Raw genomic sequence first — 242 nt, forward strand, 5'->3', positions numbered from 1 at the left:
CACTTCGTATTGCAGCAGTTCGGTGCGCACGCGCTCGGGCCGCGCATCGGGCTTGTCGATCTTGTTGATCGCGACGATCATCGGCACCTTGGCCGCCTTGGCGTGATTGATCGCTTCGATCGTCTGCTCGAGATGATCGCACTGCAGGCCGAAATCCTCGACCTGAAGACCAATTCGGAGCGTCCGGCGGAAGGCACCGTGATCGAAGCCAAGCTCGATCGCGGCCGCGGTCCGGTCGCGAC

The 242-nt window shown here is 62.8% G+C and carries 1 protein-coding gene; it reads right to left on the reverse strand.

Annotated elements, in window-relative coordinates; translation table 11 throughout:
* Positions 1–242: GTP-binding protein (locus FNJ47_RS52675; RefSeq protein WP_236000645.1), on the reverse strand; the 242-nt coding region annotated here is incomplete at both ends.

It is taken from the genome of Bradyrhizobium uaiense (assembly GCF_010811875.1).
Classification (GTDB): domain Bacteria; phylum Pseudomonadota; class Alphaproteobacteria; order Rhizobiales; family Xanthobacteraceae; genus Bradyrhizobium; species Bradyrhizobium uaiense.